Below are 19,775 nucleotides of genomic sequence, written 5' to 3'. Positions count from 1 at the left end.
GAATTCCGCCTCAGCGTCGCGGTGCATCCGGCGAAGAGACCGCCGTGGGCATGGAGGCGCCGAATCATGGGACACCCATGGACCTGCCCCCCGGACCGGACGACCGCCTGACGGCGTTCGGCACCCAGCTGATCGAAACCCATATGTGGCTCCGCGAGGAGCTGGCCCAGCTCCGTGAGGATCTCGCCGCCGACGAGCCACCGGACCCACAGGACCCACGCGGCCTACGGGATCCGCGGAAGACGCGCGAGCTACGGGCGCACTGTCTGACCTTCTGCTCGGCCTTGAGCCGGCATCACACCGACGAGGACGACGGGACGTTCCCCGTCCTGGCCGATCGCTATCCCGAACTCCGTCCCGTACTGGAGCAGTTGACCCACGACCACGAGGTGGTGAGCGGGATCCTGCGGAGCGTGGAGGAGTTGCTCGACGGCTTCGAGCCGGGCGGGGCGCGGCGCGTGGCGGCCGAGCTGGACGGTCTGGCCGCCCTGCTGGAGTCGCACTTCGTATACGAGGAGAAGCGCATCGTCACGGCCCTCAACGCGATCAGCGCGGGAAGCGCGCCGAGCCGAAAGCTCCCGGACGACTAGGTCCCCCTACTCTTGGGGCGTGACGGAGATGCCCCAGGACCACCGGCCGGCCCCGTGTGTACGCGTCCTCCTCGCCGAGGACCAGGGCATGATGCGAGGCGCGCTCGCACTGCTGCTCGGTATGGAGGCGGACATCGAGGTGGTCGCGCAGGTGGGCACCGGCGACGCCATCGTGGGCGCCGCGCTCACCTCGCGGCCCGATGTGGCGCTGCTGGACATCGAGCTGCCCGGGATCAGCGGTCTCGACGCCGCCGTACTGCTGCGGGACGAGGTCCCCGACTGCCGGGTCCTGATCCTGACCACCTTCGGCCGGCCCGGTTATCTGCGGCGGGCCATGGAGGCAGGGGCCGCGGGCTTTCTGGTCAAGGACGGTCCGGTGGAAGAGCTGGCGGCCGCCATCCGCCGGGTGCTGACCGGCGAGACCGTCATCGATCCCGCCCTGGCCGCGGCCGCGCTGAGCGCCGGTCCGAGCCCGATCACGGCGAGGGAGCGGGACGCGCTCAACGCGTCCGTGGACGGCGCGACGGTCGCCGACATCGCGGCGAAGCTGCATCTGTCCGAGTCGACCGTACGGAACTACCTCTCCTCGGCCATCGGCAAGACCGGCACCCGCAACCGTATGGAGGCGGTGCGCGCGGCCCGCAGACAAGGCTGGCTGTAACCGCCCGAGCCACCCCCTCCGTATGAATTCCTCATGAACTCCCCATGAACCGCTACGCGTCCGAGGTGTCACGCGGCAGCCACAGCAGCATCAGCAGAACCCCCACCAGCAGCACCCCGCTGCCCGTCCTGAAGGCCAGCGCGTATCCCTCCGTGAGCGCTTCCGGGCTCGCGCCGCCCGCCGTACGGGACGCGGCGACCGTGGAGAGGACCGCGAGTCCCAGCGCGCCGCCCATCGTGCGGGAGGTGTTGACCAGACCCGAGACCAGTCCGGCGTCACCGGGCGCCGCGCCCGCCGTGGCCAGCGCGGTCAGCGGGGTGGAGGCCAGGCCGATACCGGCCATCATCAGGACGCCGGGGCCGAGGATCGACGAGAGATACGTTCCGTCGGCGGTCATCGTGGACTGCCAGCCGAAGCCGGCCGCGGCCACCAGCGCCCCCGTCACCGCCAGATTGCGGGCGCCGACCCAGGGCATCAGCCGGGGCGCCAGCTTGGAGCCGAACACGACGCTCAGGGAGGTGGGGATGAGCGCCAGGCCGGCCTTCAACGGCGTGTAGCCCAGCACATTCTGCGCGTAGACCGTCATGAAGAACCACATGCCGAAGGAGGACGCGCCGCAGACGAACATCGCCGTGTTCGCCGCGGACACGGCCCGTACCCGGAAGAGGCCGAGCGGTATCAGCGGCGCCTTCGCCCGCGCTTCCACCGCCACGAACACACCGAGCAGCAGCAGTCCGGCACACAGCGGCAGCAGCGTCGCCGCCGCGCCCCAGCTCCGCTGTTCCGTCTGCACGACGCCGTACGCGACGGCGGCGAGCCCGGCCGTGACCAGCACCGCGCCTGGCAGGTCGAGGCGCCGGCCCTGGTCCGTACGGCTCTCGGTCAGCCACACCGCGGCGCCGGCCAGGACCAGCGCACCGACCGGCACATTGATCAGCAGCACCCAGCGCCAGGACAGCAGATCGGTGAGGAGCCCGCCGACCAGACCGCCGGCCGCGCCGCCGCCCGCGCCGACCGCCGACCAGGTGCCGATGGCCCGGGTCCTGGCGGCTCCCGCCGGTACGGCCGAGGTCACGATGGCGAGGGACGCGGGGGCCAGCACGGCCGCGCCGAGACCTTGTGCGGCGCGCGCGGCGAGCAACTGCCAGCCCTCCTGGGCGAGTCCGCCCGCGACGGACGCCAGGGTGAACGCCGCGAGCCCGGCCAGGAACATCAGCTTGCGGCCGAAGAGATCCGCGGCCCCGCCGCCGAGCAGCATGAAGCCCGCGAAGGCGATCGAGTAGGCGTTGAGGACCCACTGCAGACCGGTGGTGGAGAGCCCGAGGTCGGCGCGCATCGAGGGCAGCGCGACATTGACCACGGACACGTCGAGCATGACGAGGAACTGACCGGCGCAGGCGGTGAGGATCACCACCCAGGTGCGGGGGGATCCGGACGCCGATATGTGGGCGGCTTCGGTTTCTGACGAGGCTCGGACCATGGCCGTCATGGTCGCAGCCACCGAGCGGTCCGTACATCGGCAGCTGGACATACGACCAACTGCCCACGTCTGACGGCACATCAGGAAAAAAGACCGCGAGCGCCCGGCTCTGTTCGTACCGTGTTCGCCGGAATATCGCGACGACAGGGAAGGTTCACACTGCATCGACTTGGTGGTCACGGTTGTCAGGACGGTGCGCTGACGCCTGCCCAGATATCCCTTTCCACCCCATTCTTCCCGTTATTCTCTTCCTGCCCGGAGGCCGCACGTATGCAACAGGCGACGACCGATCAGCACGCCGGGGCTCTCCCGGATCCGCGAGAACGCAAGGCCGGCGGGGTCGTTCCCGTCCTCGCCTTCGCGGGCATCACCGTCGCGGTGATGCAGACCCTGCTCGTTCCCGTCATCAAGGATCTGCCCACCCTCCTCCACACGGCGCCCGCCAACGCCACCTGGGTCATGACGGCGACGCTGCTCGCCGGCGCCGTCTCCACCCCGATCATGGGGCGGCTCGGCGATCTCTTCGGCAAGCGGCGCATGCTGCTCGCCAGCCTCGCCGTCATGGTGGTCGGCTCACTGATCTGCGGATTCACCGATGACCTCGTCATCATGATCGTCGGCAGGTCGCTCCAGGGCTTCGCCATGGGCGCGATACCCCTCGGCATCGGCATCATGCGCGACGAGCTGCCGCGCGAGCGGCTCGGCTCGGCAATGGCGCTGATGAGCTCCTCCATCGGCGTGGGCGGCGGACTCGCCCTGCCCGCCGCGGCCCTGATCGCGCAGAACGCCGACTGGCACGCGCTCTTCTTCGGCGCGGCCGGGCTCGGCGCGCTGGCGATCCTGCTCACCGTCCTCTTCGTACCCGAGTCGTCGTCACGCGCCGCCGGCACCTTCGACTGGCGCGGCGCGATCGGCCTGTCCGCCGGACTCGTCTCCCTGCTGCTGCCGATCACCAAGGGCAGCGACTGGGGCTGGGGTTCGCCCACCACCCTCGGGCTGTTCGGCGTGGCCGTCACCATCCTCCTGCTGTGGGGCGTCATGGAGCTGAGGAGCTCCGCCCCGCTGGTCGACCTGCGGACCACCGCACGCCGTGAGGTGCTGCTCACCAACCTCGCCTCGATCATGCTCGGGGTCGCCTTCTACGCGATCTCGCTCGTCCTGCCCCAGCTGCTCCAGCTGCCCGCCTCGACCGGGTACGGCCTGGGCCAGTCGATGCTGGTGGCGGGCCTGTGCGTGGCCCCGCTCGGCCTGACGATGATGTTCACGGCGCCCCTCTACGCTCGTATCTCGGCCAGGCGCGGCCCCAAGGTCTCGCTGATGCTCGGCATGCTGATCATCGCGATCGGCTACGGAGCGGGCCTCGGCCTGATGAGCGCGGCATGGCAGACCATCGTCATCTCGGTGGTGGTGGGCGCGGGCATCGGCCTCGCGTACTCCTCGCTCCCCGCCCTGATCATCGGCGCCGTCGACCCGTCGGAGACCGGCGCGGCCAACGGTCTGAACACCCTGATGCGCTCCATCGGTACGTCGGTGTCGAGCGCGGTGATCGGCATGGTGCTGGCCCACACCTCGGTCCAGGCGGGCGGGGTGGCGGTGCCCACCCTGCACGGCTTCCGTATCTCGTTCGTCATCGCCACGGGCGCGGTGGTCGTCGGCCTGGTGCTGGCGGCGTTCCTGCCGTCGCAGCGGACGGCGCTGCGGGCCGCATCACTGACCGGCAACGAGGAGAAGGGCCGGCAGCCGACCCTCATCGCCGGCTCCGGCGGATTCCGGGGACGGGTTCTGGACGCCGACGGTGCGCCGGTCGCGCGGGCGAACATCACGCTGATCGACCCACGGGGCCGGCAGGCGGGCCTGACCACCGCCGACGAGGACGGCCGCTACACGCTGCTGCCGCCGGCCGCCGGGTCCTATGTGCTGGCCGGAACGGCCACGGGATACGCACCGCACGCGAGCCCGGCGGTGTATCCCGGCGGCGGACTGCCGGTCGATGTCGATCTGGTCCTGCCGGAGAACGCACCGGAGCGCCGAGCCGCGGTCCCGTCCTGACCGGCGGTCCTCCGCGTCCCCTCTTTTACTGCCGGTCTCTTACCCCCGGTCCTTTGCGCCTGGTCACGGCGGCCGGGTTTCTTACCCCCGGGTTTTCCCCCGGTCTCTTACCCCCGACACCCGCACTGCCGGGGGCGTACGGCAGCATGGGCGCCCACGCTCCGTACCCGCGGGAGCCGGCACGAGGAGTAGCGCATGCCCACCGGGACCGGGCCCACGGCCGATGTCCTCGCCGCCTTCGAGGCCGCCAAGGGGTTCATGCCCGTCCATGAGGGGCTCGCCCTGTACGCGGCGGCCACCGAAGCGGGCGCGCTCGGACTGCCGCTCCTGGAGGTCGGCACCTACTGCGGGCGCTCCACCGTGCTGCTTGCCGACGCCGCCCGGGAGGCCGGGACGGTCGCCGTCACCGTCGACCACCACCGCGGCAGCGAGGAGCAGCAGCCCGGCTGGGAGTACCACGACCCGACCGTGGTCGACCCGGAGACCGGCCGGATGGACACACTCCCGACCTTCCGCCGTACCCTCCACCGGGCCGGGCTGGAGGACCACGTGATCGCGGTCGTCGGCCGTTCGCCGCAGGTCGCCCGGGTCTGGGGCGGCCGGATCGGGCTGGTCTTCATCGACGGCGGTCACACCGACGAACACGCCAACGGCGACTACGAGGGCTGGGCCCCGCATCTCGCGGAGGGCGGGCTGCTCGTCATCCACGACGTCTTCCCCGACCCGGCGGACGGCGGCCAGGCGCCGTACCGCGTCTACCTCCGGGCTCTCGCGTCCGGCGCCTTCACCGAGATCTCGGTGACCGGCTCGCTGCGAGTGCTGCGCCGTACGGCACCGGGCATCTGACCACTTCTCCCCGGACCGGCACGTGGTCGCACCAGTGCCGCGACCGGGAATGTTTGCCCGTCGAGGAGCGCCCGCCGCGAAGCGGCTGATGTGTCGCCGCGGTGCGTGCGATCGCAAGGCGGCCGGAGGCCCTTGTAGCGGAGCTACTCGGGTCTTTGGCCAACGCGGCGAGCGTGCGTGCTGGGCGTCGCGACGGGGCAAACATTTCCGGGAGGGGCACTAGCATCGCTGAGGTGTCGTACGACGAGAGCCAGCCCCACGCCCGCCGCCGCTTCGGCCGGAACACTGTCACCCTCGCCTTCGCCGCACTGGTGCCGGCCATGCTGGCGGGGTGGCTCGTCTGGCAGGGGATGAGCGGGCCGGGGGACGGCGGGCCGCCCGCCGCGGCGGCGGCCGGCGCCACCTCCGTACCCCCCTCCGCGGCCGCCCCCACCCCCACCGCGCGATCCGCCTCGCCGACACCGGCCCCCGCCCCGGCGGGACCGCTCGCGGGCAAGGTCGTCGTCATCGACCCGGGCCACAACCCGCGCAACCGCGATCACACCGCCGAGATCAACAGGCCCGTGCACATCGGTACGGGCAGCAAGGAATGCGACACCACCGGCACCGCCACCAACGCCGGTTACGCCGAGGCCACGTTCACCCTCGATGTCTCCCACCGCCTGCGCACACTGCTCCAGAAGCAGGGCGCGACGGTCACGCTCACCCACGACGACAACCGCGCGTACGGCCCGTGCGTGGACGAGCGCGCCCGTATCGGCAACAAGGCGAAGGCCGATGCCGTGGTCTCCGTCCACGCGGACGGCTCGGGAGCGGGCAATCGTGGCTTCCATGTCATCCTCCCCGCCCTGGTCAAGGGAGGCGGCGCGGACACCACGGCGATCGTCGGCCCCTCGCGCGAACTCGGCGAACGCATCGCGGGCAATTTCGTACGCGTCACCGGAAGCGCACCCTCCAACTACGTGGGCGGCGGTACGGGGTTGGACGTACGCGAGGATCTCGGCGGGCTGAACCTGTCGACCGTGCCGAAGGTCTTCGTCGAATGCGGGAACATGCGCGACGCGCAGGACGCCGCCCTGCTCACCGACGCCGAATGGCGGCAGCGGGCGGCGCGCGGGCTGGCCGACGGCATCAGCGGTTTTCTGCGCAACTGAGGCCGCGTAACAGCCCGATACCGGGCCTGATACCCGGCAGACGTCCCGATCGGGCAGACGATACATTCATCCTTACGATAGGGAGCCGCCCCCGAGCTTCGCACCGCGCACCGCCGCACAGGCGGCCGCGTCGACCGCCCCGACGAGACGACTGACGAAGGACTTTTCACGTGAACATCCGCTCCCTCACTCGAGGCGACGGCGTGGTGATCGGAGCAGCGGTGTTGCTGTTCATCGCCTCGTTCCTCAATCTCTACGAGTCCAGTGCCTTCGGGTCCGAGAACGCCCCGAACGCCTGGGACTCGCTGGGCACCGTGATGAGCATCCACCTGGCCGGCGTCATCGCCGCGGCACTGATCGTCACCTCCCGCGCGCTGCCGCAGCCGCGGAAGATCGCGGGGCTCGACCTCGGTCAGTTCGGCATCGCGCTGGCGGTCTTCGCGGCGTGGACGGCGCTCTGGTCCCTGATCGGCCTGAACGGTCTCAGCGCGGGCAGCGGCCTGATCCTCGGCTTCATCGCCGCCCTGCTCCTCGCGGCCGGCGCCGTCGCCACGCCGCTCGTCCCGGCCCTGAAGGTCGCGCTCGTCGGCGCCCCGAAGCCGCAGACCCCGCAGCCGTACGGCGGACAGCCGGGCGGCCCCGGCCAGGGTTACGGCTACCCGGGCGGCCAGCAGCCGTACGGTGCGCAGCAGGGCCAGCCGTACGGCGCCCAGGGTGCGCAGGGCGGACAGCCCCAGCCGTACGGTGCCCAGCAGGGTCAGCCCCAGGCGGGCCGGCCGCAGCAGGGACAGCCGTCGCAGGGCGGCGGCGCGCCCGCGGGCGACTTCACGCCGTTCTGGTTCGCGGTGCCGGTGGCCCGTCCGCTGTACGGGGAGGACGGCTCGCCGTCCCCGATCGCCGAGCTGGCGCCCGGCACCTGGTATCTCGCGGTCGAGCAGCGCGGGTCCAGCCTGGTGGCCCAGACGCAGGACGGCCGCCGCGGTGTCCTGCAGGACACCACCGGGATCCAGCGCGGCTGACACCGCGTCTCAATCCGGCGCGGCTGACACCGCGTGGGATCCGGCGCGGCTCACACCGCGTCACCACAGCACGACCGCGGCCCCCGCCCTTCCTGGGCGGGGGCCGCGGTCATACCCGTCCGTCACCCGGCCGTCATCCGAACGACGCCCGCTCCAGCCAGAAGTCCAGCAGCTTCGCGTCCCCCAGCACCTCGACCCGGTCGCTGTCCGCCGGCAGCCGCCGGTAGAAGACCCGCAGCACGTCGGTGAGCGGGCCGCGCAGCGCGACGGTCGCCTTCTCGTGCCCGCGCCGCCAGCTGAAGCCGTCCTCGCCGAACTCGATCAGCCACTCGGCGTCCAGCCCGTCCGGGGCGTCCGTGGCGTGGAGATGGATGCTGCGTCCCCCGCCGCGCAGCTCGGCGGCTTCCGCGTCACCGTGGGCCTGCGCGAAGGCCACGCACTGGAGCCATTCGTCGATCGTGTCCGCGGCGACCTCCGGCTCGGCCTCGTAGGCGATCCCGGCTGCCAGCGCCGCGTCCGCGCGGTGGACGACCGTCTCGTGGGTCATCCGCCGTGCCCAGAAACCGGCGGAGCGGTCCCAGCCCCAGCTCCACACCGGGGCGTCGGGACCGGCTGCCCGCAGGGTCGCGGCGGCCTTCTCCGCACCGTCCGCGAGCCAGGCGTCCAGCGCGGCCGGCTCGGCGTCGCCGGGGCCCTCGGCATCCGGGACCTGGTCGTCGGGGACCGCCTCCTCGGCCCGGGTCCGTACGATCGTCTCGGCCCAGCGGTGCGCGCCGCCCACATGCCGCGCGAGCTGCCCCAGTGTCCAGTCGGGACAGCTCGGCACGGACACCGAGAGGTCGGCGCCGACCAGTACCGCCCTCAACCGGTCGGTCTGCTCAATGATTTCGTCGCAGTAGCGGTCATGCCCCAGAAGCGTCATGCGCTGCACCCTAAGGGCTGGCCCGGCCGTACGGGTTTCACCCGCTCACAAGCGGCAACACGTTCGGCATGTCCTCACGTCATCGCAGTGGAAGTGGCTCCGCGGCGACGATCATCATCGTCATCGCGGACATCATGGCCTTCATACTGGGCCTCTGGATTTTGATGTACCTGCTGGACGCCAACCGCGCCAACGACCTGGTCAACTTCATCCAGGACGCGGCCCGCTGGCTCGCCGGCTGGTCCTATGACCTGTTCACCTTCGACGAGGCTTGGGCCCGTGTGGTCTGCGGCTACGGTCTCGCCGCGGTCGTCTACCTGCTCATCGGCCACGGGCTGGCCAACCGCCTGCGCCGGATCTGACCCGGCCGGCCCCGTGACCGTTCACGCCGACCGGTCACGGGCTCGTCCACAGCTCAGCCGCAGCAGTCGGGCTCCAGCCCGCGCGGCAGACGTTCGCCGCTGAACACGGCGGTGGTCGCCTCATCTCCCCCCAGGGCGGCCACCGCCAGCAGCAGCGAACCCGCCGTCCAGGTGGTGAGTTCCTCCGGCCAGACGGCACGGTTGCCCTCGAAGACGTACCCCGTCCAGTACAAACCGCCGTCGGCCCGCAGATGCTGGATGGACTGAAGGACCTCCAGCGCCCGGTCCGACTCCCCCATCACCCATAGCGCCAGGGCGAGTTCACAGCTCTCGCCGCCCGTCACCCAGGGGTTGGGCAGGACACAGCGCACCCCGAGTCCGGGGACGACGAAGCTGTCCCAGCCCGCCTCGATCCGCTCCTTGGCCTGCGCTCCGGTCACCGCCCCGCCGAGTACGGGGTAGTACCAGTCCATCGAGTAGCGGCTCTTGTCGAGGAACCGCTCCGGATGGCTGCGGATCGCGTGCGCGAGCGCGCCGGCCGCCAGCTCCCAGTCGGGCTGCGGCTCTTCGCGTTCCTCGGCAATCGCCAGGGCACAGCGCAGCGCCTGGTATATCGACGAACACCCGGTCAGCAGCGCGTCGTCGACGGCCGTGCCGTCCGCCTCGCGCTTCCAGCCGATCTGTCCGCCCGGCTGCTGGAGCACGAGGACGAATTCGATCGCCGCGTGGACGACCGGCCACATCCGGTCGAGGAACCCGTCGTCGCCGGTGGCTAGATAGTGGTGCCAGATGCCGACGGCCGCGTAGGCGCAGAAGTTGGTCTCCCGGGCCCGGTCGCTGGGGCGAGCCGCGTCCCCGCTCGTACCCCTGCCCCCGGTCGCGTCCCCCGCCTCGTCCCCGGTCGTGTCATCGGCCGGGTCGTGGGCGGTGTCCTCGTACGCGGCGTACCAGGACCCGTCCTCGTTCTGCTGCCGGGCCAGCCACTCGTACGCCCGCGCCGCCGCGTCGTGTTCGCCCGCGGCGTCCAGCGCCATGGCCGCCTCGACATGGTCCCAGGGGTCGAGATGGTGCCCGCGGAACCACGGAATGGATCCGTCCGGGCGCTGTACGGCGAGCACACTCGCCACTGTCTCGGTGGCCTGCTCGGCGGTGAGCACACCGGGCAGGACGAGATGTTCCATGGCGTCGGGGCCACGGCCGGCCAAGGTCATTTGGCAGCCGCAACGGCGCGGTGCGGCTTGGTCGCGTAGGCGACGAAGCTCTTGCCGACCACGGGGTTCAGGAGCTGCTCGGTGACCCGGGTGACGGCGGGCTTCTTCATGATGTCCCAGACCAGCAGCTTGTGGTACGCGCGGACGGGCAGCACCTTGTCGTTGTCCACCCCGAAGGCGCACTTGAGCCACCAGTACGGTGCGTGCAGGGCGTGCGCGTGATGCGTGCCGTACGGCTTGAGCCCGGCCTCCCGCATCCTGCCGAGCAGTTCGTCGGCCTTGTAGATCCGGATATGGCCGCCCTCGACCTCGTGGTACGCGTCGGAGAGCGCCCAGCACACCTTCTCGGGGCCGTATCGCGGGACGGTGACGGCGATCCGTCCGCCGGGCCTGAGCACGCGGACCATCTCCGCGAGCACACCCTTGTCGTCCGGGATGTGCTCCATGACCTCGGAGATGATCACGACGTCGAACGACTCGTCGGGGAAGGGCAGATTGAGCGCGTCGCCCTCCATGGCGGTGGCGGTGGCGCCCACCGGGGCCTCCCCGGCTTCCCTCATCGCGGCGAACCACTTGGCCACCTCGCGGATCTCCTCGCCGTTCCGGTCGAGGGCCACGACCTGGGCGCCGCGCCGGTAACACTCGAAGGCGTGGCGGCCCGCGCCGCATCCCAGGTCGAGCACGCGGTCGCCCGCGGCGAGCGGGAAGCGGGTGAAGTCCACGGTCAGCACTGGGTCCTGCTTTCGCGGTCGAGGGGGCGGAGGCTGCGGAGGCGTGCGGGGGCGGGAGGCGCCGTACGGAGACGGACGTACGGACACGGGCCGAGCGGCTGCGGGCCCAGCGGGTGCGAGGCGAGCGGGTGCGGCAGGAGTGCGCAGGGCATCAGCCGGTGCCGCCACGGGCCGCCCCCGTGGTACGGCCCCGCTGCCGGGCGCCGGCCGGTCGGGCGCCGGCTCGCGCGACGATCGCGGCGCGGTACAGCTCGGCGGTGCCCTGGGCGGCTCTGGCCCAGGTGAAGCGAGCCAGCACCCGTTCGCGGCCCGCCGCGCCCAGCCGGGCGCGCAGCTCCGCGTCGCCGAGCAGCCGTCCGAGGGCGGCGGCCAGCGCGCCCGCGTCGCCCGGCGGGACGGCCAGACAGGTGGCGCCGTCGGCGCCCGCGACCTCGGGGATCGCACCGCCGGTGGTGGCGACGAGCGGCGTGCCCGTGGCCATCGCCTCGGCGGCGGGCAGCGAGAAGCCCTCGTACAGGGACGGCACACAGGCGACTTGCGCGCCGCGGACCAGATCGACCAGCTCCGCGTCGGAGATGCCCTTGACGAACTCGACGGCGCCTTCGAGTCCGTACCGCTCCAGGGCCTGTGCGACCGGGCCGTCCTCGGCCCGCTTGCCGACGACCACGAGGTGCGCGGCGGGGTGTTCGGTACGGAGCTTGGCGAGGGCCTCGACCAGATGGACCAGGCCCTTGAGGGGCACGTCCGCGCTGGAGGTCGTGACGATCCGGCCCGGGATCTCGGGCACGGCCGGGTCCGGCGAGAACAGCTCCGTGTCGGCGCCGATGTGCACGACGTCGATACGTTCGGCCGGTACGCCGAGATGGTCGGTGATCTCCCGCTTCGAGGTGCCGGAGACGGTGAGCACGGACGGCAGCCGGCGCGCGACGCGCTTCTGCATCCGGGTGAAGCCGTACCAGCGGCGGACGGAGGCACGTTTGCGCCAGTGCTCGGCGGCGTCCAGTTCCAGCCGCCGGTCGACGGTGATGGGGTGGTGGATGGTGGTGACCAGGGGCGCGCCGAGGTCGCCGAGGAGTCCGTACCCGAGCGTCTGATTGTCGTGGATGACGTCGAACTCGCCCGCGCGGGAGGCCAGATGACGGTGGGCGCGCAGCGAGAAGGTCAGCGGCTCGGGGAAGCCGCCCGTCCACATGGTCGCGACCTCGAGAGCGTCGATCCAGTCGCGGAACTCGTCGCGCTTCGGCGTGCGGAAGGGGTCGGGGTGCCGGTAGAGATCGAGGCTGGGCAGCTCGGTGAGCGGGACGCCCGCGTCGAGTACGGGATAGGGCTGGGCGCCGATGACCTCGACGCTGTGCCCGAGGCGGGCGAGTTCGCGGGAGAGGTGCCGGACATAGACGCCCTGGCCGCCGCAGAACGGGTTGCCCTTGTAGCTGAGGAGTGCGATACGCAGCGGGCGGTCATTCTCGCCCCGGGGCCCCGCTCCCGTGCCCGCCTCTATGGCCTCAGCGGTCACTCTCGGCCCCCTTCTCACTGCGCTCTTCCGCTTTTTCGCCGGAGCGTAACCGCTGGCGCCAATCTAGAACAAGTTCTTGTCGGCCGGGGGCCCGGCCGCCGCTCCCGGGGGGAGCCGGCCGTGACCGACCGCCGGTTGACGCGCCTTGATCGCCCGATCGGCCGCTCACAGCCTCCGAATCTACCGGCAGGTAGCGTCGCTGTACGGGCCGGATCAGGTGATTCGCGCCACGGCAGGTCTGCCATGCTGTGCGGTCCGGAGGCGCCACCCTCGATCCCGGAGGGTCCGGAGCCCTCCTGGGGCAACGCGCTGAGCGAAGGGCATGGAGTGGGACATATGGCCGCGAGAGTCAACCCGGTGTCAGCGCCGCCCCCGCTGACGGAACGCCAGGAGGCACGGCGCCGCCGCATCCTGTACGCCACCGCCCGGCTGGCGGGCCGGGGCGGTTTCGACGCCGTACAGATGCGCGAGGTCGCCGAGGAGGCCGGCGTCGCCCTCGGCACGCTCTACCGCTACTTCCCCTCGAAGATCCATCTGCTGGTCGCCACGATGCAGGACCAGCTGGAACACCTCCACACCACCCTGCGCAAGCGGCCCCCCGCCAGCGACAGCCCGGCCGAACGGGTCGCCGAAACCCTGCTGCGCGCCTTCCGCTCCCTCCAGCGCGACCCGCACCTCGCGGACGCGATGGTCCGGGCGCTGACCTTCGCGGACCGCGGCGTGAGCCGGGAGGTCGACACGGTCTCCCGCCAGACGACGGCGATCATCCTCGACGCGATGGGCCGGGCCATCGCCCAGGAGGGCCCCACACCCGAACAGCTCTCCGCGGTCCGCGTCATCGAACACACCTGGCACGCGGCGCTGATCACCTGGCTCTCGGGCCGCGCCTCGATCGCCCAGGTAAAGGCCGACATCGAAACGGCCTGCCGCCTGATCGACCTGACAACCCCCACCGACAACCCACTCCCCCCACCCGACTGACGCCACTCACGCGGCACGAGAGAGCCCGGCCGAAGCCGCGAGCCGGGGAGCCCGCCTCAGGTGGATGGACTACTCCCATGGCGTGATATCCCTCGTATCCGGTTGTCAGCATTCGATATGCGCGATTCACTTGCACACAAGGACAGGCTCACCCTCGAAGGGAGGGAACAGAGATGTTGCTCAACTTCAGGGTCGCGAACCATCGCTCGATCCGGGAAGAACAGGGGCTCCAGCTTCATCCGGTCTATGAGGCGGACCGTCCGACCGGCACCGGCTGGGAGGCGGTCCCCGTCGCCGGCGTCTTCGGCGCCAACGCGGCGGGCAAGTCCAACCTGATCGACGCACTCGAGTACATGGCCCGGATGGTCGTGGACTCACATCGCGACGCGGAGCCGGATGGCGGCGTTCTCCGCCAGCCCTTCCGGCTCGATGACGCCGCACGCGACGAACCCTCGTGGTTCGTGGCGGATCTTCTGCTGCACGGAGTCCGCTACACGTACGGCTTCAGCGTCGATGACGAGCAAGTGATCGACGAGTGGCTCTACACCTACCCACGAGGGAAGAAGCGGAAAATCTTCGAACGGTCCACCGTCGACGTGGAGCCGGGCGACTCACAGCACAGGCGTGAGCTGAAGCTGGTCGAGAGCATCACAGAACCCAACGTCCTGTTCATGTCCATGGCGGCACGTTCCAAGCAGGCGGACTTCCGCCCGGTCTACGACTGGTTCGCGAGGAAGCTGCAGTTTCGTCGGCTGCGCGGGCCGAACCCGGTTGGACTCGGTACGACGCGCATGCTGGAAACGCCCGAGCGTAATCCCGAGCTCATGCAGCTGCTGCGCGCAGCGGACCTGGGGATCGAGGAATGCGGCGCAGAGCGGGTGCTCCTGGACGAGGAGGAGCTGCGGAAGCAGTACGGGCGGCGCATCCCGCCACGCCTGCTCGCCGAGCTGGAGCAAGAGGGGCCGCGGGAGGTCGTGCGCCCTTGGATCGGACACCGCGGGCGCGCCGGTGTGGTGCAGATGGAGTTGCGGGAGCAGTCAGCGGGTACGCGCGCTCTCCTCGAACAGGCGCCCCGGTTCATGTCCGTTCTTCGTCGCGGGGGCACATTCGTCGTGGACGAGATCGACGCCAGCCTCCACCCTCTGCTCACCGCAAGGCTCATTGGGCTCTTCCAGAGCCACACCACCAACCCGCTCGGCGCCCAGCTGATTTTCACCACGCACGACGCCAGCCTGCTTGGTCGCATCGGGGGGGAGGACATCCTGAAGCGGGATCAGGTGTGGTTCGTAGAGAAGAACCAGTACGGCGAAACAGAGCTGTTCGCTCTCTCCGAGTTCAAGCCCCGCCAAGAGGAGAACCGCGAACGTCGCTACCTGGGCGGCAGTTACGGCGGAGTACCTTTCATCGACGACAGCTTCGCCAAGGCTCTGGCGACGCGGGGGGATCAGGATGGCGAGAACACCGAAGCCGAGCGGGCGCAAACGCCCCTCTTTTGAGTCCCGGCTCGACAGGACAGTGGGGCGGCGCGTCTCCCGGCAGAGGCTGTTGGTCGTCTGCGGCGCCAAAGTCACCGAGCGGGACTACGTACAAGGCCTCAAGTCCTCCGCCAGAAATCCCGCCGTTTCGGTCAGGGTCATCGAGCATCCCAAGGCTCCTTCCCAGGTCGTCTCCTACGCCGCGAAGGTGCTCGAAACAGCAGGTGAGGAATACGACGAAACGTGGTGCGTGCTTGACGTCGACGACTTCACGGACATCGATCAGGCGGTGGCGATCGCGGCCCGAAGGCAGATCGAGATCGCCTTGTCGAACCCCTGCTTCGAGCTGTGGCTGCTCCTGCACTTCACCGACCACCACCGTCATGCGCCGTCCTACAAACAGCTCGTGCCCTATCTGGACAAGTACGTGCCGGACGGCTACAGCAAGACGGGCCTCGACTTCCGTCGCTACGAGGACGGTTGGCCTGACGCCGTCCGCCGGGCGAAGGAGCTGGCTCTTGAAGGCAAAGAACCGGAGGTGAACCCGTCCACCGGGATGTGGCGGCTCGCTCTCGCGATCGGGGCGCCGGCGTAAGCGAACGCACGCGCTCACGCGCTTACGCGGGGGTGCGGGCGGTGCCTCTGAAGACTTGGGTGGAGTGCCAGGCGATGTGGTCCGGCGCCACGTCGGGGGAGCCCGGTTGGGGGGCGAGGAGGGGGCGGCCCACGAGGTCGGTGACGAACTGGCGGGCGGCGTCGCTGCGGCCGACGAAGCTGCGGGAGACAGTGATGTCGCGGTCGGCGGTGAGGCCCAGTACGCCCTTGTCGAAGAGTTTGTGGTGCAGGGAGCAGAGACAGAGGGCGTTGCTCAGGGTGTCCGGGCCCTCAAAGGCCCACCACCGCACGTGCGCTGCCTCGAGTCCGACCGGGACTCGGCTCAGCAGGCCGTCGTAGCCGCAGAAGGCGCACCGGTACTCGTACGCGGTCAGCACCTGCTCGCGCAGAGCCGGATCGCGTCGGCGGGGCGCCGGGATGAGAACGCGCGGCGCGTGACCGCTGTCGGGATCGGCTCCGTCGATGTCGAGGCCCGTGTCCGCGCGGATGTCGGCGTGCAGCGAGGGCGCGAAGTTGGTGTCCAGGAGCAGCCGGGCCATGCGGGCGAGAAGTCCCGGGTCCGCGTCCAGGTCGGCGCGTAGTTCGGGGCTGAGAGAGCCCGTCGCGCCGGTGGCCCTCAGCCGTCCGAGGCCGGGTCCGGGGCTGGCGCCGCCGTCCTCCGTGCTGACGTGCCAGAAGCCGTCGCTCGTGAGGTGGTGGAACGGGTAGCCGGGGCTGGTGGTGCGGGGTGGGCCGTACTCGGCCAGCAGACGGGCGAGATCCGCCTCGGTGTCGGTGAAGCGCAGCCCGACGGTCCGGTCCCGTTGGTAGCGGCCGAGGGCGTAGAGGAGCAGCAGCGGCTTGTGCGGGGCGCGTTCACCTTGACGCGCCCAACGACGCATACGGGAGATCCGCTCGACCCAGTCCATGGAGGGTGATCCTAGGCCCTGTCCGGTCGATCTTCGCGGGCCCGCGACGCCCGGCACGGCACCTCGCCGTGGCTCAGGCGTGGCCCCATGCGGCGGTGTGCGCGCCCCCGGGGTGGGGGCGCGCACACCGTACGCGTGCGAGGGGTCAGCGGATGGTGACCACCTGGGGGTCGTGGTCGCTCGTCTGGTCGGAGAACTCCGAGTTGATGTGGACGACGTCGTACCCGGGCTTCTTGATGGCCGGGCTGACCAGGATGTGGTCCAGGGTCTGCGAGTTGCCGTCGTAGACGTAGCTGTAGCGCTCGTTCTCCGGCAGCGTGTTGATCAGGTCGGTGAGGACCTTGCCCTTGGTGAGGGCGGTCAGCGGCTTGGAGAACTGGTAGTCGTTCATGTCACCGAGAACGACGACCTTGGCCTTCATGTCCTTGAGGAGCAGCCCGGCGACGAAGCTGTGGACCTCCTTGGACTGGGCCACGCGCTGGGTCTCGGAGCTCAGCGTCGGGGGCTGGAACCGGCCGTGGACCGGCTGGTCACCGCCCTTGGAGTTGAAGTGGTTGCCGATGACGAAGACCTGCTCGCCACGGAAGGTGAACTCACCGACCAGCGGCTTGCGGCTGCTCTTCCAGGCGTCCGAGGTGGGGTTGATGCGGCCCGGGGAGGCGGACAGGGAGATGTCCTTGCCGTGCTTGCCGCTGGTGACGACCTTGACGCCGGTGGTGGCGTCGCCACCCGGGCGGTCCACGAAGCTGACCCGCTTCGGGTTGAAGAGGAGGACGTTACGGATGTTGCCGCCCGGCTCGCCGCCGTCGGCCTTGTCCGTCGGGTCGACGGAGCGCCAGTCGTACGTCGGGCCGCCGGCCTTCTTGATGGCCTCGATGAACTGGGCGAGGGTCTGGTCGGCCGCGACCGTACCGTCGTCCTTGGCGCCGTTGTTGTCCTGGATCTCCTCCAGGCTCAGGATGTCCGGCGTGGCGAGGTTGGTGACGACGCCCTCGGCCAGCCGGTCGAACTTGGCCTGCGGGTCGGTCGGGTCGAGGTTCTCGACGTTGTACGTGGCCACCGAGAGCTCGTCGGACTTGGCCTTCTTGGCCACCTCCGGCTTGAGCCCGCCCGACGTGACCTTGCCCATGACGGTCGCCTGGATGTTGTAGCCACCGTAGTTGGCGAAGTCCAGCGGGCCGGCGGTCAGGCCGGCGAGGGTGTCACCCACGTTGGCCGCGAGGCTGTCGCCGGTCAGCGAGGCGACCAGGAGACGGCCCGAGTTCACGTCGTTGTACGAGGTGTAGATCGTGCCGCCGCGGGGCGTCGGGTTCTGCTTGGGCTTGGTGGTGATCCAGGTCTCGCCGTACGAGTTCGAGGCACCGACCACGCGGCTGTCGCCGATCCGCACCAGCGTGCCCTCGCGGGACTCCAGCCAGTCCATGGCGAACTTGGCGGGCTTCAGCGTGAGCGGCTCGATGTTGAGCCCCTGCACCTTCGGCGCGTACGACTCGGCGAGCGTCTTGGAGTCGATCAGCTCGGCCGCGGGCACCGCGTTGCTGGAGGACAGCACGGTGGTCGTCGGGCCGGTCAGCTCGGTGACGGACTGCCCGCCGGCGCTCGCGCCGCCCGGGTAGTACTCGGTGACCTTCGCGGAGACCAGGACCGAGTCGCCGACCCGCACCAGCGGGGTGGCCGAGCCGGTGAAGACGAAGACGCCCTCGCTGGTGGCCGGGTCCTTGTCCGGGGTGGTGTCCTGGAACCAGAAGCCGCGCGAGGAGCCGGTGGAGCGTACGGCGGTCACCACGCCGGGGACGTTGGTGACGGTGTTGCCCGCCTGCGGGGAGATCCGGGTGGCGCCCTGGATGTCGTGGATGCGCAGCTCACCGGGGGTGGTGTCGGTGGGCGAAGGGGTGGGAGACGGTTCGCCGCCGCCGCCCGTGCCTCCGCTGTTACGGGGGCTCGGGGTGCCGCCGACGAAGTCGGTGGAGTTGTTGTCCGTGTCGGCGAGGGCGCCGTTCCTGGCGACCGAGGTGGTGTTGCCCGCGCCGGTGGCGGGCGAGGTCTCCCGTACCAGGGCGGTGCCGAAGCCGACCAGGTCCTTGATGCTGCCGTCCGCCGCGCAGTCGGCGGCGGTGACGCAGGTCAGGGGGGCGGTCGAGTGGACGAGCGCGATGGTGCCGCTGCTCGCCGACATCGCGATGGCGCCGGTCGCGTCCGGGGTGGGCAGGGCGGTGTCGCCGCCGGTGCCCTTGGCCTCCTCGACGAGGTAGCTGCCGCCCGCCGGGATGGCACCGGTGATCTCGGTGACCTGCCACTTGGAGCTCTGGGTGGGCGCGCCGCTGAGGTACTGCACGGACCAGCCGGTGAGGTCGAAGGGACCGTCACCGGAGTTGCCCAGCTCGATGAAGTCGCTGGTGAGGGTGGCACCTGAGTTGCCACCGCCGCCGTAGACCTCGGCGATCACCGCGTCCGGGGACGGGGCCGCCTGTGCGGTGAAGGGGAGCACGACGAACGATCCGGCCAGGCCGACGGGGAGCGCCAGCGCGATGAATCTGCCGCGCCGACCGCGCAGGGCCGGGGGTATGGAAGGGGGCACGGTGAGCTCTTTCTCTTACGGGACGTGTTGCGGACCTGCGTGCGGACCAGCTTGCGGAACTTCTTCCGGTCCTTCTTCTGGTCCTTCTTGTGCGTTCTGTCGCGTGTTGCGTGTTGCTGTTGCTGTTGCGTCGCGTGATCTGTCGCGTTTTCTCTCACGCGCTCCCCGTGCGTTCCCGCACGTGATTCATGTGGACGCGGCGTGGAGGAGAGGTGCGCGAAGCCTGAAAGTCGGCTCAAGATACGCGCGTAGACCGGGCTCCAACAAGAGGCGGTACGACCCAAAGCACAAGTGTTTACCAACCGTTCGCCGGATTTAACCAGGTTGCCGGGTGGCGGGGCCATGGACCCACTGATCGTTATCTCCTTCGCCGGCCCACAACCTCCCGGTTCAGTAGGCGAGTTAAGCACCCGCCCGTACCCCCGTCCGCCTCGGGCCGTCCGCCCGGGGAGCGGTCTGGTACGGGCCGGTAGAGTGAGCGCGTCGTCATCATGTCCGTACGGGGGGAAGTCGGTGCGAATCCGGCGCTGACCCGCAGCCGTGAGCCCGCCCTCGCAGGCGGGGAGCCGGAATGCCCCGTACGCGGTCGTGACCGGCTCGTGCCATCGGAAACCGCCGGTGGCCGGCATCGTCGAGGTATACGAGGCCGGAGTCTGGTGCCTGAGTGTGCCTGCGCCCGG

At 70.5% G+C, this 19,775-nt stretch carries 17 protein-coding genes and 1 riboswitch; of the genes, 10 read left to right on the top strand and 7 right to left on the bottom strand.

Annotated features, from left to right (window positions below):
* The first annotated feature begins 77 nt into the window (after positions 1 to 77).
* Both ACZ6MZ_RS30630 and ACZ6MZ_RS30625 read left to right on the top strand, forming a co-directional pair.
* Positions 78 to 590: a hemerythrin domain-containing protein gene (locus ACZ6MZ_RS30630; RefSeq protein WP_469355653.1), complete on the top strand. Its 513-nt coding sequence runs from the start codon at positions 78 to 80 to the stop codon at positions 588 to 590.
* A gap of 28 nt (positions 591 to 618) precedes the next feature.
* Positions 619 to 1,251: a response regulator transcription factor gene (locus ACZ6MZ_RS30625; RefSeq protein WP_384190199.1), complete on the top strand. Its 633-nt coding sequence runs from the start codon at positions 619 to 621 to the stop codon at positions 1,249 to 1,251.
* Between the two features lie 52 nt (positions 1,252 to 1,303).
* Here the strand turns inward: ACZ6MZ_RS30625 and ACZ6MZ_RS30620 are convergent, their stop codons facing one another.
* The gene (locus tag ACZ6MZ_RS30620; protein ID WP_469355712.1) at positions 1,304 to 2,731 is read right to left on the bottom strand and encodes an MFS transporter; all 1,428 of its coding nucleotides are present in this window, start codon (positions 2,729 to 2,731) and stop codon (positions 1,304 to 1,306) included.
* Between the two features lie 270 nt (positions 2,732 to 3,001).
* Here ACZ6MZ_RS30620 and ACZ6MZ_RS30615 point away from each other — a divergent pair, with 270 nt between their 5' ends.
* The 4 genes from ACZ6MZ_RS30615 (at position 3,002) to ACZ6MZ_RS30600 (ending at position 7,799) form a co-directional block, all read left to right on the top strand.
* Positions 3,002 to 4,780, top strand: coding sequence for an MFS transporter (locus ACZ6MZ_RS30615; protein ID WP_469355651.1), 1,779 nt, complete (start codon positions 3,002 to 3,004; stop codon positions 4,778 to 4,780).
* A 195-nt stretch (positions 4,781 to 4,975) separates the two neighbouring features.
* Positions 4,976 to 5,626 carry a class I SAM-dependent methyltransferase gene (locus tag ACZ6MZ_RS30610; RefSeq protein ID WP_469355649.1) on the top strand — a complete coding sequence of 217 codons (651 nt, stop codon included), beginning with the start codon at positions 4,976 to 4,978 and terminating at the stop codon, positions 5,624 to 5,626.
* A gap of 233 nt (positions 5,627 to 5,859) precedes the next feature.
* Entirely contained in the window at positions 5,860 to 6,780 is a 921-nt protein-coding gene (locus ACZ6MZ_RS30605; protein WP_469355647.1) for an N-acetylmuramoyl-L-alanine amidase, read from the top strand.
* Between the two features lie 170 nt (positions 6,781 to 6,950).
* Entirely contained in the window at positions 6,951 to 7,799 is an 849-nt protein-coding gene (locus tag ACZ6MZ_RS30600) for a hypothetical protein (protein ID WP_469355645.1), read from the top strand.
* 133 nt (positions 7,800 to 7,932) lie between these two features.
* Here ACZ6MZ_RS30600 and ACZ6MZ_RS30595 read toward each other — a convergent pair whose 3' ends face one another.
* The gene (locus tag ACZ6MZ_RS30595; protein WP_469355644.1) at positions 7,933 to 8,721 is read right to left on the bottom strand and encodes a maleylpyruvate isomerase N-terminal domain-containing protein; all 789 of its coding nucleotides are present in this window, start codon (positions 8,719 to 8,721) and stop codon (positions 7,933 to 7,935) included.
* A gap of 68 nt (positions 8,722 to 8,789) precedes the next feature.
* On the opposite strand from ACZ6MZ_RS30595, the gene ACZ6MZ_RS30590 reads away from it, so the two are divergent.
* Positions 8,790 to 9,083 carry a hypothetical protein gene (locus ACZ6MZ_RS30590; protein ID WP_384193919.1) on the top strand — a complete coding sequence of 98 codons (294 nt, stop codon included), beginning with the start codon at positions 8,790 to 8,792 and terminating at the stop codon, positions 9,081 to 9,083.
* Positions 9,084 to 9,136: 53 nt separating this feature from the next.
* Here ACZ6MZ_RS30590 and ACZ6MZ_RS30585 read toward each other — a convergent pair whose 3' ends face one another.
* From ACZ6MZ_RS30585 to ACZ6MZ_RS30575, 3 genes are all read right to left on the bottom strand, one after another.
* Positions 9,137 to 10,294 (bottom strand): prenyltransferase/squalene oxidase repeat-containing protein, encoded by a 1,158-nt coding sequence (locus ACZ6MZ_RS30585; RefSeq protein WP_469355641.1) that lies wholly within the window; start codon positions 10,292 to 10,294, stop codon positions 9,137 to 9,139.
* A complete protein-coding gene (locus tag ACZ6MZ_RS30580; RefSeq protein WP_469355640.1) occupies positions 10,291 to 11,025 on the bottom strand; it encodes a class I SAM-dependent methyltransferase in 735 nt (244 codons plus the stop codon). The genes ACZ6MZ_RS30585 and ACZ6MZ_RS30580 overlap by 4 nt, the downstream gene beginning before the upstream one ends.
* 151 nt (positions 11,026 to 11,176) lie before the next feature.
* Entirely contained in the window at positions 11,177 to 12,538 is a 1,362-nt protein-coding gene (locus ACZ6MZ_RS30575) for a glycosyltransferase family 4 protein (RefSeq protein WP_469355638.1), read from the bottom strand.
* Positions 12,539 to 12,874: 336 nt separating this feature from the next.
* Here ACZ6MZ_RS30575 and ACZ6MZ_RS30570 point away from each other — a divergent pair, with 336 nt between their 5' ends.
* The 3 genes from ACZ6MZ_RS30570 to ACZ6MZ_RS30560 all read left to right on the top strand — a co-directional run bounded on the left by ACZ6MZ_RS30570 (position 12,875) and on the right by ACZ6MZ_RS30560 (position 15,589).
* A complete protein-coding gene (locus ACZ6MZ_RS30570) occupies positions 12,875 to 13,519 on the top strand; it encodes a TetR family transcriptional regulator (RefSeq protein WP_384331790.1) in 645 nt (214 codons plus the stop codon).
* Positions 13,520 to 13,692: 173 nt separating this feature from the next.
* Positions 13,693 to 15,015: an AAA family ATPase gene (locus ACZ6MZ_RS30565; RefSeq protein WP_389784421.1), complete on the top strand. Its 1,323-nt coding sequence runs from the start codon at positions 13,693 to 13,695 to the stop codon at positions 15,013 to 15,015.
* Positions 14,969 to 15,589: an RloB family protein gene (locus ACZ6MZ_RS30560; protein WP_469355634.1), complete on the top strand. Its 621-nt coding sequence runs from the start codon at positions 14,969 to 14,971 to the stop codon at positions 15,587 to 15,589. Before ACZ6MZ_RS30565 ends, ACZ6MZ_RS30560 begins: the two co-directional genes overlap by 47 nt.
* Positions 15,590 to 15,611: 22 nt before the next feature.
* Here the strand turns inward: ACZ6MZ_RS30560 and ACZ6MZ_RS30555 are convergent, their stop codons facing one another.
* Both ACZ6MZ_RS30555 and ACZ6MZ_RS30550 read right to left on the bottom strand, forming a co-directional pair.
* Positions 15,612 to 16,517 (bottom strand): phosphorothioated DNA-binding restriction endonuclease, encoded by a 906-nt coding sequence (locus ACZ6MZ_RS30555; RefSeq protein WP_469355632.1) that lies wholly within the window; start codon positions 16,515 to 16,517, stop codon positions 15,612 to 15,614.
* 145 nt (positions 16,518 to 16,662) lie between these two features.
* On the bottom strand, positions 16,663 to 19,095 hold the full coding sequence (locus ACZ6MZ_RS30550) for an endonuclease/exonuclease/phosphatase family protein (protein WP_469355630.1): 2,433 nt from the start codon (positions 19,093 to 19,095) through the stop codon (positions 16,663 to 16,665).
* A 503-nt stretch (positions 19,096 to 19,598) separates the two neighbouring features.
* Positions 19,599 to 19,672, top strand: a riboswitch (cobalamin riboswitch).
* Positions 19,673 to 19,775: the final 103 nt, after the last annotated feature.

The sequence above is a fragment of the Streptomyces sp. NPDC042201 genome (assembly GCF_055582185.1).
This window is presented reverse-complemented; position numbering and strand designations above follow the sequence as displayed.

What these genes read in the sequence shown, in the direction of transcription:
- ACZ6MZ_RS30630 (WP_469355653.1), top strand. Translation starts at nt 78, where the DNA reads ATGGACCTGCCCCCCGGACCGGACGACCGCCTGACGGCGTTCGGCACC.
- ACZ6MZ_RS30625 (WP_384190199.1), top strand. Translation starts at nt 619, where the DNA reads ATGCCCCAGGACCACCGGCCGGCCCCGTGTGTACGCGTCCTCCTCGCC.
- ACZ6MZ_RS30620 (WP_469355712.1), bottom strand. Translation starts at nt 2,731, where the DNA reads ATGGTCCGAGCCTCGTCAGAAACCGAAGCCGCCCACATATCGGCGTCC.
- ACZ6MZ_RS30615 (WP_469355651.1), top strand. Translation starts at nt 3,002, where the DNA reads ATGCAACAGGCGACGACCGATCAGCACGCCGGGGCTCTCCCGGATCCG.
- ACZ6MZ_RS30610 (WP_469355649.1), top strand. Translation starts at nt 4,976, where the DNA reads ATGCCCACCGGGACCGGGCCCACGGCCGATGTCCTCGCCGCCTTCGAG.
- ACZ6MZ_RS30595 (WP_469355644.1), bottom strand. Translation starts at nt 8,721, where the DNA reads ATGACGCTTCTGGGGCATGACCGCTACTGCGACGAAATCATTGAGCAG.
- ACZ6MZ_RS30590 (WP_384193919.1), top strand. Translation starts at nt 8,790, where the DNA reads ATGTCCTCACGTCATCGCAGTGGAAGTGGCTCCGCGGCGACGATCATC.
- ACZ6MZ_RS30585 (WP_469355641.1), bottom strand. Translation starts at nt 10,294, where the DNA reads ATGACCTTGGCCGGCCGTGGCCCCGACGCCATGGAACATCTCGTCCTG.
- ACZ6MZ_RS30570 (WP_384331790.1), top strand. Translation starts at nt 12,875, where the DNA reads ATGGCCGCGAGAGTCAACCCGGTGTCAGCGCCGCCCCCGCTGACGGAA.
- ACZ6MZ_RS30565 (WP_389784421.1), top strand. Translation starts at nt 13,693, where the DNA reads ATGTTGCTCAACTTCAGGGTCGCGAACCATCGCTCGATCCGGGAAGAA.
- ACZ6MZ_RS30560 (WP_469355634.1), top strand. Translation starts at nt 14,969, where the DNA reads ATGGCGAGAACACCGAAGCCGAGCGGGCGCAAACGCCCCTCTTTTGAG.
- ACZ6MZ_RS30555 (WP_469355632.1), bottom strand. Translation starts at nt 16,517, where the DNA reads ATGGACTGGGTCGAGCGGATCTCCCGTATGCGTCGTTGGGCGCGTCAA.